The following is a 13,855-nucleotide window of genomic DNA, read 5'->3' on the forward strand; positions in this document are numbered from 1 at the left end:
CAGTACCCCTGTAAGAAGTGCATCATTTTTGGCGGCCTTCGGGCCGCCTTTTTCCTTCCCTTTTTGCCATAATGGTTCCCCACCCACCAGCGGAGCTGTTCATGGCCTCTTCCCCTCATGACCGTCGCCAGGGCCGCCCGAATCCCTCTCGGCCCCCATCGGATCGTCAGCGCGCGCGACGGCCGAGTGCGCCCAAGGCCCAGGTGGGTGAAGTGGCCTACCTCGAAGTGGTCACGGTCAACGAGACCGGCGCCTTTCTCGACTGGGGCCACCCCAGCGACGTGCTGCTGCCCTTCGGCGAGCAACGCTTCAGGCCCACCCCCGGCAAGCGGGTGCTGGTGCGCCTCTACGAGGACCAGCAGGGGCGGCCAGTGGCTTCGCAGAAACTCGACCGCTTCGTCCAGGACGAGGCGACGGGGCTGGCGCCGGGCGATGAGGTCGAGCTGGTCATCGCCGACGCCACCGACCTGGGCTACAAGGCAGTGGTGAATCATCGCTTCTGGGGACTGCTCTATCGCGACGACGTCACCCGACCGCTGCGCCGCGGCCAGCGGGCCAAGGGCTACGTGAAGCGGGTACGCGACGACGGTCGGCTCGACCTCTCGCTGCTGCCGCCGGGACCGGCGCGCCTCGATGTGGTAGGTGAACAGGTGCTCCGGGCGTTGCGCGAGAGCGGCGGCTACCTGCCGCTCTCCGACAGCAGCGAGGCCAGCGCGATCAAGGCGCGGCTGGGAATAAGCAAGAACGCCTTCAAGCAGTCCATCGGACGGCTCTACAAGCAGCGCCTGATCGTCATCGAGGCACACGGAATCCGTCTGGTGCCCGGCGCCACGTCCGACCCGGCCTAGGCCGGGCCTCGCGGCGATCGGCGTTCAGTCGAGCGCCTTGAACTCCTCCTCGTGCAGCCAGGCGGCATGCTTGGGTGCCCGTTTGGTCTTCGACCACTCCTCGATCATGGCCGGCGCCACTGCCTTGAGCTGCTGCATCTGCTCCGGCGTGCCCTTCACGTAGGTCAGCTCCAGGCGATGGCCGTTGGGGTCGAAGAAGTAGATCGAGCCGATGATGCCGTGCTCGGTGGGTCCCACCACCTCCACGCCCTTGCGTTCGAGTTCCTCCTTCGCTTCAAGCAAGGCCGCCTCGTCGGCCACGCGGAAGGCGATGTGCTGGACCCACTCGGGCGTATTCGGGTCGCGCCCCATCTCCGGTGAGTTGGGCAGCTCGAAGAAGGCCAGGATGTTGCCGTTGCCGGCGTCCAAGAACAGGTGCATGTAGGGGTCGGGCGCCTTGGTCGAGGGCACGCGGTCCTCGGCGATGGCGACCAGGAACTCCATGTTGAGCTTGTCCTGGTACCACTCGACGGTTTCCTTGGCATCGCGGCAGCGATAGGCGACGTGGTGGATCTGCTGAATTTTGATCATGACGGGGCTCGCGTTAGTGGGCTGGGAGCGCCAGGGACTTCTCAGGGCTTTTTCAGCCTCTATTTTAGTTTCATTTGAAACTAAAATAGAGGCGCTCGACGTACCCTGTCAAGCCGTCTTGGTGTTGCTTACGACCCTGCGTCATACTGCGCTCATTTCCCCGTGCCACGATGGAAACGGTGCCGATGAGCCAACAGACGAGCGAACGACCCCTGCGGGTGGGTGTGGTGATGGACTCCATCGCCAACCTCACCTACAAGAAGGACACCACCCTGGCCATGCTGTGGGCGGCCCAGGAGCGTGGCTGGTCGCTGCACTACATGGAGCAGGAAGACCTGTTCCTGCGCGACGGACGCGCCCACGCCCGCATGCGCGACCTGACCGCCTTTCGCAACCCCGACGACTGGTATGCGCTGGGCGCACCGGAGCAGCGGTCGCTGGCCGACCTCGACGTGATCCTGATGCGCAAGGACCCGCCGGTCGATGCGCACTTTCTCAATGCCGTGCATTTGCTTGGCTTCGCCGAACGCGAGGGCGTCCTGGTGGTCAATCCCACGCGGGCGCTGCTGGAGTGCAACGAGAAGCTTTTCGCCCAGCAGTTCCCGCAGTGCTGCACGCCGACAGTGGTCTCCTGCAGCGAGGCGGTGCTGCGTGACTTTCATGCCGAGCACCGGGACGTGATCTTCAAGCCGCTGGACGGCATGGGCGGCAGCGGCATTTTTCACGTTCAGCCAGAAGGTCGGAACCTGGGCGCCATCATCGAGACGCTGACCGAGCGCGGCCAGCGCCAGATCATGGCCCAGCGCTACATTCCCGAGATCAAGGATGGCGATACCCGTATCCTGCTGGTGGAGGGAGAGCCGGTGCCTTTCGGCCTGGCGCGGGTGCCCATGGCCGGCGAGACCCGCGGCAACCTGGCCGCGGGCGGCACCGGCGTCAGCCGCGAGCTGACCGCCCGCGACCACTGGTTGATCGAGCAGGTCCAGCCGATGATCCGCGATAAGGGGCTGATGTTCGTCGGGCTCGACGTGATCGGCGATTACATCACCGAGATCAACGTGACCAGCCCCACCTGCGTGCGCGAGATCGATGATCAGCGCGGTACCGACATCGCCGGCCTGCTGATGGATGCCATCGAGCGGTGCCTGGCCCGGCGCACCTAGGCATCGCGCAACCCAAGGAGGACGAGCCCGCCCATGGTGGCCTCTGACCTGATCCACTATGCCCCGGTCACGCGGCCCTACCGCCGCTGGCTAGCGCTGTCGGCCGCGCTGCTGCTGCACCTGGCGCTGATCGGCGCTGTGGCGAGCTGGCAGTTCTCCCCGGCGCCGGCCGAGCGCACGAGCCTGGACGTGGTACTGGTGACCCGCCCGGCCGAGGCACCGGATGATGCCGAAGCCATTGCCGAGGCGGATCAGCAGGCGGCCGGCGAACAGGCCGAGGAGGCACCCGCCGAGCAGCGTGCAGCACCCCTGGACGAGCTGCCGGTGCTCGAGGCGCCGGAGAGCACCCTGGACCCGGCCGCTCCCGCCGAGGCCGAGCCGGCTGAACGTGCCGTCACCGAGCCGGAGCCTGTCCCTGTCGAAGAAGCGCCTATCGAGGCCGAGCGGGACAGCGAGGCAACGCCGCCGTCCGAGCCGCGCGAAAGTACGCCTCCGGCGGCGTCATCTTCGCCGGCTGCGCCTTCTGCCTCGGGGCGCGACCTGCTGGCACAGGCCACCAGCAGCATCCGCCAGCAGGGGCTCGACACCAGCCTAGCCGGGCCGGATGACGGCCAGCCGCGCACAGCGGCCCAACGAGCGGCCGAGGCGCGCTATATCGACGACTGGACCCGACGCGTCGAGGACTACGGCAACCGCGTCCATCCCGCTCCGAGCCACCTGCATGGCCAGCTGCGTATTCGCGTGGTGATCGGACGCGATGGTCAGCTTCGCCAGGCGGAGGTGGTACAATCCTCAGGACATACCGAACTCGATCAGGCGGCATTGGCAACCGTGAACGGTGCCGGGCCCTATCGGCCCTTCGATAGCACCATGGGGGGGCTGGACAGTCTCTCCATCACCCGCGTCTGGCGGTTCGGAGAAGGTAATCAATTTGGCGTGCGCTAGGGTCATTGGTTCGCCGCCCGGGAGTCCCATGCAATCCGTGCAAAACCTAGGCTTGAGACATCATTTTCTGCTGGCGATGCCGCACCTGGAAGATCCCAACTTTGCCGGCAGCCTCAGCTATCTGTGTGACCACGACGAGAACGGCACCATGGGCGTGATCGTCAACCGACCGCTGGAAATCACCCTGGATGCGTTGTTCGAGCAGCTCGAGCTCGACGGCGAGGAGAGCCCGCATCGCAGTGCGCCGGTCTACTACGGCGGCCCGACCCACAAGGATCGCGGCTTCATCCTGCATCGCGGTTCCAGCGAGCCTTGGGATTCCAGCATCCAGGTGGACGACGACATTGCCTTGACCACCTCCATGGACATCCTGCTGGCGCTGGCCGCCGGGAACGGGCCGGAGGAGTTTCTGGTGTGCCTGGGCTGTGCCGGTTGGGAAGCGGGCCAGCTTGAACAGGAGCTCAAGGACAACGCCTGGCTCACCGTCGAGGCGCAGGGCGACATCCTGTTCAAGGTGCCACCGGAGCAGCGCCTCGGCGCCGCCGCCGGCATCCTCGGTATCGACCTCAATCTGATGTCGCGGGAAGCGGGCCATTCCTGATGGCCGAAGCAGGAGCGCGCCTGATCCTGGCCTTCGACTTCGGCACCCGGCGCATCGGCGTGGCGGTGGGTAACGAGTTGCTCGCCAGCGCCCGCCAGCTAGCGCCCTTGCCGGCGCGCGACGGCATTCCCGATTGGAACGCGGTCGCGCGGTTGGTGGAGGAGTGGCAGCCGGACCTGTTCGTGGTGGGGCTGCCCCTCAACATGGATGGCAGCGAATCGGAGATGAGCGCGCGGGCACGCAAGTTCGGCAAGCGCCTCTACGGCCGCTACGGCAAGCCCTGCGAGATGGCCGACGAGCGCGGCTCAACGCGCGAGGCCAAGGCCGTCGCCCGCGAGTCGGGGCTGCTGCGCAACCCGCGCAAGAGCTATCGCGACGATGGCGTCGACGGCATCGCGGCGGTGCTGATCCTGGAGAGCTGGTTTGCCCGCCGCGAGGGCCTGCCGTCGCGAGGTTGACGGCTGGCCTGGGGAAAACCCCGGTTGGGTCCTGGCTGTCAGAGAGTAGCGAACTCAGGTCGTCAGCACCCGCTCCTCGGCATACTGCGCGGCAATATCGTTCACCGAGATGCAGGTGTACTTGATGACAAAGAAGGCCAGGGTGGCGGGGCAGGTGAAGCTCTCCTCGAAGCGTTCCACCTCGGTGCCGCGTCCGCGGGTGACGCTGGCGCGGTAGTTATTGCCTGCCTTGGTCAGCCTGACCGTGGCCTGGCGGTCGACCTCTTGCTTCTCCAGCACCAGCTCGCGCTGCCTGGTCAGCAGCTCGTCAAGCATCTTGCCGCCTTCCAGCTCCTCGGGTGTAGCCCACACTTCCTGGTCACGCTTGCCGTACTGGAACAGCAGGATTGCCGGCATCACGGAGAAGATGGCGCCGGTCAGCAGCCAGGTCAGTTCGGCACCGGGGGGATGTAGCGCGAACACGGCGAAAATTTGTATCAAGAAGGCTGCCACCAGGATGCCCGCCAGCGGGCGCCACATGCGTGGGTTCATCATGGGCTTGCCCAGGGTATGGCCCCACAGGCCGGCCGCTACCAGCGCACCCAGCACGACCGATGCCAGCCCCCAAAGAGGGCCGCCGCCCACCAGCAGGGCAATGACGCCGATCGCCACCAGGGCGCTGTAGAACACCGCCAGCAGTATGTACGCTCGTTCCAGGGTCATGCGTCGCATCTCCTTTCTACCGGTTGCCTGGGCGGCAACGCCATTGTTATTCGAGATCGTCGTTCGTCAGCTGGCTCTCTCGAGCCTTATCCTCCAGGGGGCAGCCAATGGCTGCCAGCACAGCTTCGCATATTCCACGATCGTCATCAGCATAGCGATGCCGAGCGTTGGCTGCATCGTTACAAGGCGGGGTCGTCCACGCCGACTCGCTCGGGCACGAACCAGCGCACCGGACGCAGGTCCTTCTCGATCAGCGCTTCCACCTGCAGCAGGGTGGCGAAGATCGCCATGCGCACCGGGATGCCGTTGTCGGTCTGGCGGAAGATCGCCAGGCGCGGATCGCCGTTGAGGTCCACGTCCAGGTCGTTGGCATCCGGGCGGCTGTCGCGCGGCAGCGGGTGCATGACGATGGTGTCGCGGCCGCAGCGCTTGTCCATGAAGGCGCGGTCGACGGTGAAGTCGCGCGACAGGCTGAAGCCCTCGCTCATCTCCGCGGTGAAGCGCTCCTTCTGGATGCGGGTGGTGTAGACCACGTCGACGTCGGCGTAGTCGTCGGCCAGGCTGGCGCGCTCCTCGACGCGGTGGCCGCGGGAGGCGACCAGATCGATCAGGTGGCTCGGCATCTCGAGCCCGGGCGGCGCCACCAGAGTGATGCGCATGGGGGCATAGAGCGACAGCAGCTTGATCAGAGAGTGCACCGTGCGGCCGTACTTGAGGTCGCCAGTCAGCAGCACGTGCGCGTCGGCGAGCTTCTTGCCCAGCCGGTTGAACTCCTTGTCGATGGTGTAGAAGTCGAGCAGCGCCTGGCTGGGGTGTTCGCCGGGGCCGTCGCCACCGTTGATCACCGGCACGTGGGTGGCGGCAGCGAACTCGGCCACCGAGCCCTGATCGGGGTGACGCATGACGATGGCGTCGCAGTAGCCGCTCATCACCCGGCTGGTGTCGTAGAGCGACTCGCCCTTGGCCATCGAGGAGAAGGTGAAGCCGGTGGTGTCGCACACGCTGCCGCCCAGGCGACAGAAGGCTGCATGGAAGCTGACGCGGGTGCGGGTACTGGCCTCGAAGAACAGGTTGCCGAGCACGGCCCCCTCCAGCACCCGCGTGACCTGGCGACGTTGGGCGATGGGCTCCATGCGGGCGGCGACGCGCATCAGGTGGTCGACGCGATCGCGGGACAGGGAATCGACGGAGAGCAGGTGGGGACTCATCGAAGGCCTCGAAGTGGCAGCGAAGGATGGCGGTAGTGTAACTCTCCCGGGCTGCAGCTTCACGGACCCGAATCGGCTTGCGTCAGTGACCGACCAGTTCGGCCAGCCTGCGTGCGTGAGCCTTCACTTCGCGTATCGCCCGTTCGCTATCGAGATCGTCCATCGCCACCACGCCCACGCAGGCCTCGACGCCGGGACGAAACTGCGGCGTGGCGACGGGGCTGGCCACGCCCACGGCGCCGCGCTGTAGCTGGCCACGGGTCAGGCTGTAGCCATCGGCACGTGCCTGGCGCACCTCCTCGCTGTCGTCGTCGCGCGGGGCGCGTCCAGCCAGTATAGCGATACCCGCCGCCCCGCGGCTCAGCGGATGGCGGCTGCCGATCCGGTAGCTCACGCGTAGCAATCCCTCCTCCGGTTCCGCCACCAGCAGCACCACGCACTCTTCGCCCTGGGCTACCGAGACGAAGGCGGTGGCTCGGGTCGCCTTGGCCAGCGCCTGCAAGAGGGGCTGGGCCACGGCGCGTAGCTGCGGCTCGAAGCGCGAGGCGAGCAGCGAGATGCCGGCACCCAGCCGCAGCGAGCCCTCGCCGGAGCGTGCCACCAGACCGTGCTGCTCCAGAGTGGTGACGATGCGATAGGCGATGGCACGGTGCACGTCCAGTCGCTCGGCGAGCTCGGCGACGCTGATGCCGTCGGCGTGCTCGGCGATGAGTTCCAGCGCGTGCAGGCCGCGATCCAGAGTTTGCAGGGTGGTGGCCATTCGAACGTGAGCCCTCGAGTCGTTGGGTGGCGGAGCAAGGTAGCGCAGTCGCTCGGGATTGACGTCTTCGGCGAAACTGCCTATGTTCTGCCATGTGTTCGCTGAACGATACCAATTGTGCGATAAAAGTAAAACAAGGCGCCGCCACGCATGACAGCCACGATTCCGGATGACAGCCCCGCGGGAGGTTCCATGACAAATGCCATTGATCGGACCCAGGCCGGCGCGGGCGGCTGCCCCTTCCACGCCGCTCAAGAGCCACCCACGGCACCCAACGGCTGCCCCGTGTCGCCCCGGGCGGCGGCCTTCGACCCCTTCGACCGCCCCTATCAGCTCGACCCCGCCGAAGCGCTGCGCTGGTCGCGGGAGCAGGAGCCGGTGTTCTACAGCCCCAAGCTCGGCTACTGGGTCGTGAGCCGCTACGACGACATCAAGGCGATCTTTCGCGACAACCTCACCTTCTCGCCGTCGATCGCGCTGGAGAAGATCACGCCGGCAAGCCGAGAGGCCCAGACGGTGCTTCAGCGCTACGACTACGGCATGAACCGCACCCTGGTGAACGAGGACGAACCGGCCCACATGGCGCGCCGCCGCGAGCTGCTCGAAGCGTTCACGCCAGAGGCGCTCGAGGCCCACGCGCCGATGGTGCGCCGCCTGGTACGCGAGAAACTCGACGCCATCGTCGACCGTGGCCGTGCCGACCTGGTCGCCGAGATGTTCTGGGAGGTGCCGCTCACCGTGGCGCTGCATTTCCTCGGCGTGCCCGAGGAGGACATGGATCAGCTGCGCCGCTTTTCCGTCGCCCACACGCTCAATACCTGGGGGCGGCCCTCGCCGGAGCAGCAGGTCGAGGTCGCCGAGGGCGTCGGCAGGTTCTGGCAGTACTCGGGCCAAGTGCTCAAGAAGATGCAGGACCAGCCCAGCGGCCACGGCTGGATGTACGACATGATCGAGAAGAACCGGCAGAAGCCGGAGGTGGTCACCGACAACTACCTGCATTCGATGATGATGGCGATCATCGTCGCCGCCCACGAGACTACCGCGCTGGCCACCGCCAACGCCTTTCGTCAGTTGCTCTCGCGCCCCGCAGTGTGGGCCGAGCTTTGTGCCAGCCCGGCGCTGATCCCCGCCGCGGCCGAGGAGTGCCTGCGCCACTCCGGTTCGGTAGTGGCCTGGCGGCGCATCGCCACCCGCGATGTCGAGGTGGGCGGCGTGAGCATTCCCGAGGGCGGCAAGATCCTGATGGTCACGGCCTCGGCCAACCACGACCCGGCCCACTTCGAGAACCCCGACGAGCTCGACATCTACCGCGACAATGCCGTCGATCACCTCACCTTCGGCTACGGCAGCCACCAGTGCATGGGCAAGAACCTGGGACGCATGGAGATGCGCATCTTCCTCGAGGAGTTCACCCGCCGCCTACCGCATCTCGAACTCGAGGAACAGGAATTCACCTTCCTGCCCAACACCTCCTTCCGTGGCCCCGAGGCGCTGTGGGTGCGCTGGGATCCGGCGCAAAATCCCGAACGCCGCGAACCGGCAGTGCGCAGCGCCCAGCGCGATTTTCCCGTCGGGGCGCCGTCGCGCCAGGACATCGCCCGGGAAATGGTCGTCGCCAAGATGCAAGAAGCGGCACAGGGTGTGCTCCAGGTCGCCCTGGAAGACCCTCATGGACGCCGTGTGCCGGAGTGGAGCCCCGGCTCCCACATCGAGCTGATCGTGGGGGAGTACGTGCGCAAGTACTCGCTGTGCGGCGAGATGGAAGATCCCTACTGGTTGCAGATCGCCGTGCTGCGCGAGCCCCAGGGGCGAGGCGGCTCGGCCTGGATCCACGAGCACCTCACGCCGGGCATGACCCTGCGCCTGCGCGGGCCCAAGAATCACTTTCGCCTCGATGAATCTGCCGAGCACTACGTGTTGATTGCCGGCGGCATCGGCATTACGCCGATCATCTCCATGGCCGACCGCTTGAAGCGGCTGGGCAAGTCGTATGAGCTGCACTACGCCGGCCGCTCTCGCTCCAGCATGGCCTTCATCGAGCGGCTCGATCGCGATCACGGCGAGGCGCTGCACCTCTACCGCAAGGACGCGGGCAAACGGCTCGACCTCGCCGGATTGCTTGCCGAGCCTGGCGAGGACACGCTGCTCTACGCCTGCGGCCCCGAGCGGCTGCTCGCGGCGCTGCAGGCCGGCACCAGCCATTGGCCGGAGGGCAGCTTGCATGTGGAGCACTTCTCGGCGGAGGGCGCACTGCTGGACCCGGCCAATGAACACGCCTTCGAGGTCGAGCTTGCCGACTCCGAGCTGATCGTCGAGGTGGCGCCGGACCGCACCCTGCTGCAGGCACTGCGCGCCGCCGGCGTCGACGTGCCCAGCGACTGCGAGGAGGGCCTTTGCGGCTCCTGCCAGGTCGATGTCGTGGAGGGGGAAATCGACCACCGCGACAAGGTGCTTACCACCGCCGAGCGTGCCGGCCAGGACCGCCTGATGAGTTGCTGTTCGAGGGCGAAGGGAAAAAAGCTCAAGCTTGCCCTCTGACCCTGGCGTTTACTTTGCACCATGGCGATAACCCAAGTACGCCAACCCTGACAAACAAACGGGACTGACGAGGAACGACAATGAAAAGACTCGCGACACTGACCGCATTGACCGCGCTCTCCCTGGGTGCCTTCCAGGGGGCCGCTGCCACCGAGCTGACGGTGAGCACCTGGGCCGGCCCCAACCACGGCGTCAATACCATCGTCTGGCCGACCTGGGGAAAGTGGGTCGAAGAGGCCACCGAGGGTCGCGTCAGCGTCAACGTGGTCCACGACATGGGCCCGCCGGGTTCGCAGATGGAGCTGATCGCCGACGGGGTGGCCGACGTCACCTGGCTGTTCCACGGCCTGATGCCGGGACGCTTCGAACTGACCAAGCTGCCGGAATTGCCCACCTTCGAGGACTTCTCCTCCGAGGCCGCGTCGGTGGCCTACTGGCGCACCCATAACGAATACTTCGCCGAGGCCGGCGAGCATCGCGGCGTCGAGGTGATCGGCGTCGGCGTGCATGGCCCGGGCTCGCTGTTCCTGAACGAATCGATCGACAGCCTCGACGATCTCGATGGCAAGCGCGTGCGCATCGGTGGCGGCGTGATGGGAGATATTTCCCAAGCGCTGGCGCTCACCGGTGTGGCGTTGCCGCCGGCCAGTACCTACGAAGCAGCGACCCAGGGCGTCATCGACGGCGCCATGCTCACCCTGGAAGGCCTCAAGAGCTTCCGCCTGGCCGAGGTGCTGCCCTACACGGTGCAGATGCCGGGCGGCTTCTATCGCGGCAGTTTCTCTCTTGTGATCAACCCCGACACCTGGGCCTCGCTCTCCGAGGAGGACCGCGCGGCGATCGAGGAGGTTTCAGGTGAGCGCCTCTCGCGGCTGTTCGGCTACATGATGGACGTGGTCGACGTACGCGGCATCGAATTTGCCGAAGAGCAGGGCAATACCTTCATCGAACTGCCCGCCGAGGAGATCGAACGCTTCCAGCAGATGGTCGACGACCTGCCGGGGGTCTGGATGGAAGCGGCCGGCGCCAGGGGTGTCGATGGCGAGGCCGCCCACGCCTACTTCTACGAACAGCTCGACGCCGCCGAGGGTGAGGAGGGGTTGTCGCCCGACGAGGTGATCGATCCCGAGGCGTAAACCGCGCCCTTTTTCCCCACGCATGCGAGCACGGCCCCGGCCGTGCTCGCTGCGTTATGGCAAGAGTAATTTAAGTTTCAGTTGAAACTATTTTGACCTCCGTCAATGCTGCCCAGCGATAGGAGAACGATACTGCGGAAAACGTAACGGGAAGGAGAGGCAGCATGAACCAGGCACCCAGGAACTCATGGTGGAACCGTCTCTGCGAAGGCAGCTATCGCGCCTCCACACGGCGGATGGTCCGCGAGATCGAGGCGGAATCGCCGCAGGTCTACAGCGAGATGCTCAAGGATCTGGAGACGCCGCTGGAACCCACCTTCGAGCGTGAGATGTCACGCCATCTCGACCGCGGCGGCTATCGCGCCTTCGTGCCGGCCGAAACCCTGATGCCGGCCATGCTTCAGCGCTTCGGTCTCGACCAGGAGAGCGTTACCGAGCATGTCAGCTACCCCAGCCTGCGCGGCAACTGTAACGCCTGCCCGGTGGCCGGTCATTGCTGGGGTGCCATGCGTCGGGATGCCGGAGTCGACGAGTGTCGCGCCTTCTGTCCCAATGCCTTGGCCTTCGAGCGGTTGGCCGAGACGGCCTGACATCCTACGGCAGGGACAACAGTACGCCGGCCAGGGCGCAGGCGCCGAGCACCTTGAGCATGCCGACGCCGAAGCGGAAGATCGCCAGCAGGGCGGCCACCGAGAGGGCCAGGGCGGCCACGTCCAGGCTGGCGACGTCGGGTATCTGCAGGCGCAGCCCCACGCCGCGCCACTTGCCCACCTCGGCGAACACCACGTGCAGGCCGAACCACACTGCCAGATTGAGCACCACGCCCACCACCGCGGCAGTGATCGCGGTCATGGCACCGCTCAGTGCAGCGTTTTCGCGCAATCGTTCGACATAGGGTGCGCCGAGGAAGATCCACAGGAAGCAGGGCACGAAGGTGACCCAGGTGGTGAGCAGCGCCGCCAGGGTGGCGGCCAACCACGGATCGAGGGGGGCGGCATCACGGAAGGCACCCATGAAGCCGACGAACTGCACCACCTGGATCAGCGGGCCGGGCGTGGTTTCGGCCATGCCCAGGCCGTCGAGCATCTCGCCCGGTGCCAGCCAGCCGTAGCGCTGTACCGCCGCCTGGGCCACGTAGCTCAGCACCGCGTAGGCACCGCCGAAGGTCACCACCGCCATCTGGCTGAAGAAGGTGGCGATCTGGCTGAAGACGTTATCCGATCCCAGGGTCAGCAGCAGCACGGCCACCGGCGTCAGCCACAAGGCCAGACAGATAACCGAAATCTTCAACGACCAGACGCGATTGGGCCGCGCGTGGTCGGGCAGCCTGGCGCCCAGCAGCGAATCGCTGTCGGCAAGGCCACCAGATTCCGTTCCCTCGTGCCCGCCGCCGACCCGAAACAGCGGCGAACCGGCCTTGCCGCCAACAAAGCCGATCAGCGCTGCGCCCAGGATGATCAAGGGAAAGGGAATATCGAGAAAGAAGATCGCCACGAAGGCCGCCGCGGCGATGCCCAGCATGGCGCCGTTGCGCAGGGCGCGCTTGCCGATGCGCACCACCGCGTTGACGACGATGGCCAGCACCGCCGCTTTGACCCCGAAGAACAGCCCTTCCACCAGGCCCACATTGCCCAGCGCGGCATACAGGTAGCTGAGCGCCAGGATGCTGATGAAACCGGGCAGCACGAACAGCGTGCCGGCCAGCAGCCCGCCCTTGGTGCGGTGCATCAGCCAGCCGATGTAGATCGCCAGCTGCTGTGCTTCCGGCCCCGGCAGCAGCATGCCGTAATTGAGCGCATGCAGGAAACGGTTCTCGCCGATCCAGCGCTTCTCCTCCACCAGGATGCGATGCATCACGGCGATCTGTCCCGCCGGGCCACCGAAACTGAGTAGCGCAATGCGCAGCCAGACGTGAACGGCCTCGCGGAAGGGAACGCCATGGGGCAAGGGGGGGCGGCATGCTGTCTCCAGTCAGGACAGGGCTCGAGTCAAAGGCAAGCCTATCCTAACGGCAGAAAATGACGGAGTCGTGTGGCTACCGTATTCACCGTCGCCGACACAGCGCCACGAGCCGCGCCTTGGAGGGTACGCCGAGCTTGGCGTAGGCGCGCTTGCGGTAGGTCTCGGCCGTGGAGAGCGCAATATCGAGTTCGGCAGCGGCGGTCTTGAGGGTATGGCCCCGCAGCAGGTAGAGACAGAGCTGGCGCTCGCGTTCGGAGAGCGGAGCAAGGATGGCGACTTCCTCGGCGCTGGGTCGCTGCGGTGAGTCGGGGCGGGCCTGATCGTAGTGGCGGCGGATCAGGCTCGCCAGCAGCGGGGCCAGGGCGTCGAGCCGTGCCAGATCTTGGCGCTCGAAGGGGCCGGCCGCGCTGCCGCGGTAGAGGTTGAGGTAGTAGACACTTTGCTCGCCGGGCAGAGTGAGCGCCACCTTGTCGATCAGATCGGGAAAGGCGAACAGGTGGCTGCGGTAGGCTTCCGGCATCGCCCCGGCCTGCATCGGGGTAACTTCGGCGGCTGTATCTTCGCTGTTCCTATCCATCAGCTGGCGCAAACGCTGATAGTTGGGGTCCTGGCGGAACAGGCCGCCGGTGTAGAGCTCGGCCAAGCGGCCGGCCACCTGCGGTGCTCGCTGGTTATCGGCCAGCAGGCAGTCGACCTCGTCGCGGCCATCGAAGGCGAATACCATGCACTGCTCGATGCCCACCGCCCGACGCAGCAGGGTCAGCAGCGCCTCGTCGAAGCCCGCCTCGCCCAGCCGAGCCACGCACTCCGCCACGGCCGGCATCAGGCTCGGCCAGTCGGCGCTCTGCTCATCGCTCACTGCGGCCATTTCATCCTCCACCTGCAAGCGCCTTGTCCCCGCTTTTGCGGGACAGTCGGCATGTCGTCTTCGCGATAGTCTGTCAGTAGACAACAATACTGACAG

14 protein-coding genes are annotated in these 13,855 nt (G+C 66.2%); 8 read left to right on the top strand and 6 right to left on the bottom strand.

The window, feature by feature from the left end:
• The first annotated feature begins 101 nt into the window (after positions 1-101).
• The gene (locus tag HNO52_RS00225) at positions 102-848 is read left to right on the top strand and encodes a CvfB family protein (protein ID WP_197567097.1); all 747 of its coding nucleotides are present in this window, start codon (positions 102-104) and stop codon (positions 846-848) included.
• 24 nt (positions 849-872) lie between these two features.
• Here HNO52_RS00225 and HNO52_RS00230 read toward each other — a convergent pair whose 3' ends face one another.
• On the bottom strand, positions 873-1,418 hold the full coding sequence (locus tag HNO52_RS00230) for a VOC family protein (RefSeq protein WP_197567098.1): 546 nt from the start codon (positions 1,416-1,418) through the stop codon (positions 873-875).
• A 185-nt stretch (positions 1,419-1,603) separates the two neighbouring features.
• Between HNO52_RS00230 and gshB the strand changes: the two genes are divergently transcribed.
• The 4 genes from gshB to ruvX are packed head-to-tail and all read left to right on the top strand — an operon-like array spanning position 1,604 to position 4,585.
• Entirely contained in the window at positions 1,604-2,581 is a 978-nt protein-coding gene (gene gshB / locus HNO52_RS00235) for a glutathione synthase (protein ID WP_197567099.1), read from the top strand.
• A 33-nt stretch (positions 2,582-2,614) separates the two neighbouring features.
• Positions 2,615-3,526, top strand: coding sequence for an energy transducer TonB (locus HNO52_RS00240; protein ID WP_197567100.1), 912 nt, complete (start codon positions 2,615-2,617; stop codon positions 3,524-3,526).
• Positions 3,527-3,554: 28 nt separating this feature from the next.
• The gene (locus HNO52_RS00245; protein ID WP_197567101.1) at positions 3,555-4,127 is read left to right on the top strand and encodes a YqgE/AlgH family protein; all 573 of its coding nucleotides are present in this window, start codon (positions 3,555-3,557) and stop codon (positions 4,125-4,127) included.
• A complete protein-coding gene (gene ruvX / locus HNO52_RS00250; protein WP_197567102.1) occupies positions 4,127-4,585 on the top strand; it encodes a Holliday junction resolvase RuvX in 459 nt (152 codons plus the stop codon). The genes HNO52_RS00245 and ruvX overlap by 1 nt, the downstream gene beginning before the upstream one ends.
• 54 nt (positions 4,586-4,639) lie before the next feature.
• On the opposite strand, the gene HNO52_RS00255 is transcribed toward ruvX, so the two are convergent.
• The 3 genes from HNO52_RS00255 to HNO52_RS00265 form a co-directional block, all read right to left on the bottom strand.
• On the bottom strand, positions 4,640-5,287 hold the full coding sequence (locus HNO52_RS00255; RefSeq protein ID WP_197567103.1) for a hypothetical protein: 648 nt from the start codon (positions 5,285-5,287) through the stop codon (positions 4,640-4,642).
• Positions 5,288-5,466: 179 nt separating this feature from the next.
• Positions 5,467-6,495, bottom strand: a complete 1,029-nt coding sequence (pyrB, locus tag HNO52_RS00260) for an aspartate carbamoyltransferase (RefSeq protein ID WP_197567104.1) — start codon at positions 6,493-6,495, stop codon at positions 5,467-5,469.
• An 82-nt stretch (positions 6,496-6,577) separates the two neighbouring features.
• Complete coding sequence (locus tag HNO52_RS00265) at positions 6,578-7,255, bottom strand: IclR family transcriptional regulator (RefSeq protein WP_197567105.1); 678 nt, start codon at positions 7,253-7,255, stop codon at positions 6,578-6,580.
• A gap of 192 nt (positions 7,256-7,447) precedes the next feature.
• On the opposite strand from HNO52_RS00265, the gene HNO52_RS00270 reads away from it, so the two are divergent.
• From HNO52_RS00270 to HNO52_RS00280, 3 genes are all read left to right on the top strand, one after another.
• Positions 7,448-9,793, top strand: a complete 2,346-nt coding sequence (locus tag HNO52_RS00270; RefSeq protein WP_197567106.1) for a cytochrome P450/oxidoreductase — start codon at positions 7,448-7,450, stop codon at positions 9,791-9,793.
• 80 nt (positions 9,794-9,873) lie between these two features.
• On the top strand, positions 9,874-10,929 hold the full coding sequence (locus HNO52_RS00275) for a TRAP transporter substrate-binding protein (RefSeq protein WP_197567107.1): 1,056 nt from the start codon (positions 9,874-9,876) through the stop codon (positions 10,927-10,929).
• A gap of 164 nt (positions 10,930-11,093) precedes the next feature.
• Positions 11,094-11,519, top strand: a complete 426-nt coding sequence (locus HNO52_RS00280) for a hypothetical protein (RefSeq protein WP_197567108.1) — start codon at positions 11,094-11,096, stop codon at positions 11,517-11,519.
• Between the two features lie 4 nt (positions 11,520-11,523).
• Here HNO52_RS00280 and chrA read toward each other — a convergent pair whose 3' ends face one another.
• Positions 11,524-12,876, bottom strand: coding sequence for a chromate efflux transporter (gene chrA, locus HNO52_RS00285; RefSeq protein WP_232090433.1), 1,353 nt, complete (start codon positions 12,874-12,876; stop codon positions 11,524-11,526).
• Positions 12,877-12,973: 97 nt separating this feature from the next.
• The gene (locus HNO52_RS00290) at positions 12,974-13,759 is read right to left on the bottom strand and encodes a LuxR C-terminal-related transcriptional regulator (RefSeq protein WP_197567109.1); all 786 of its coding nucleotides are present in this window, start codon (positions 13,757-13,759) and stop codon (positions 12,974-12,976) included.
• Between the last annotated feature and the right edge of the window lie 96 nt (positions 13,760-13,855).

It is taken from the genome of Halomonas sp. MCCC 1A13316, from assembly GCF_014931605.1.
Classification (GTDB): domain Bacteria; phylum Pseudomonadota; class Gammaproteobacteria; order Pseudomonadales; family Halomonadaceae; genus Halomonas.

Coding starts and splice junctions, on each gene's coding strand:
- HNO52_RS00225 (WP_197567097.1), top strand. CDS start 102: ATGGCCTCTTCCCCTCATGACCGTCGCCAGGGCCGCCCGAATCCCTCT.
- HNO52_RS00230 (WP_197567098.1), bottom strand. CDS start 1,418: ATGATCAAAATTCAGCAGATCCACCACGTCGCCTATCGCTGCCGCGAT.
- gshB (WP_197567099.1), top strand. CDS start 1,604: ATGAGCCAACAGACGAGCGAACGACCCCTGCGGGTGGGTGTGGTGATG.
- HNO52_RS00240 (WP_197567100.1), top strand. CDS start 2,615: ATGGTGGCCTCTGACCTGATCCACTATGCCCCGGTCACGCGGCCCTAC.
- HNO52_RS00245 (WP_197567101.1), top strand. CDS start 3,555: ATGCAATCCGTGCAAAACCTAGGCTTGAGACATCATTTTCTGCTGGCG.
- ruvX (WP_197567102.1), top strand. CDS start 4,127: ATGGCCGAAGCAGGAGCGCGCCTGATCCTGGCCTTCGACTTCGGCACC.
- HNO52_RS00255 (WP_197567103.1), bottom strand. CDS start 5,287: ATGACCCTGGAACGAGCGTACATACTGCTGGCGGTGTTCTACAGCGCC.
- pyrB (WP_197567104.1), bottom strand. CDS start 6,495: ATGAGTCCCCACCTGCTCTCCGTCGATTCCCTGTCCCGCGATCGCGTC.
- HNO52_RS00265 (WP_197567105.1), bottom strand. CDS start 7,255: ATGGCCACCACCCTGCAAACTCTGGATCGCGGCCTGCACGCGCTGGAA.
- HNO52_RS00270 (WP_197567106.1), top strand. CDS start 7,448: ATGACAAATGCCATTGATCGGACCCAGGCCGGCGCGGGCGGCTGCCCC.
- HNO52_RS00275 (WP_197567107.1), top strand. CDS start 9,874: ATGAAAAGACTCGCGACACTGACCGCATTGACCGCGCTCTCCCTGGGT.
- HNO52_RS00280 (WP_197567108.1), top strand. CDS start 11,094: ATGAACCAGGCACCCAGGAACTCATGGTGGAACCGTCTCTGCGAAGGC.
- HNO52_RS00290 (WP_197567109.1), bottom strand. CDS start 13,759: ATGGCCGCAGTGAGCGATGAGCAGAGCGCCGACTGGCCGAGCCTGATG.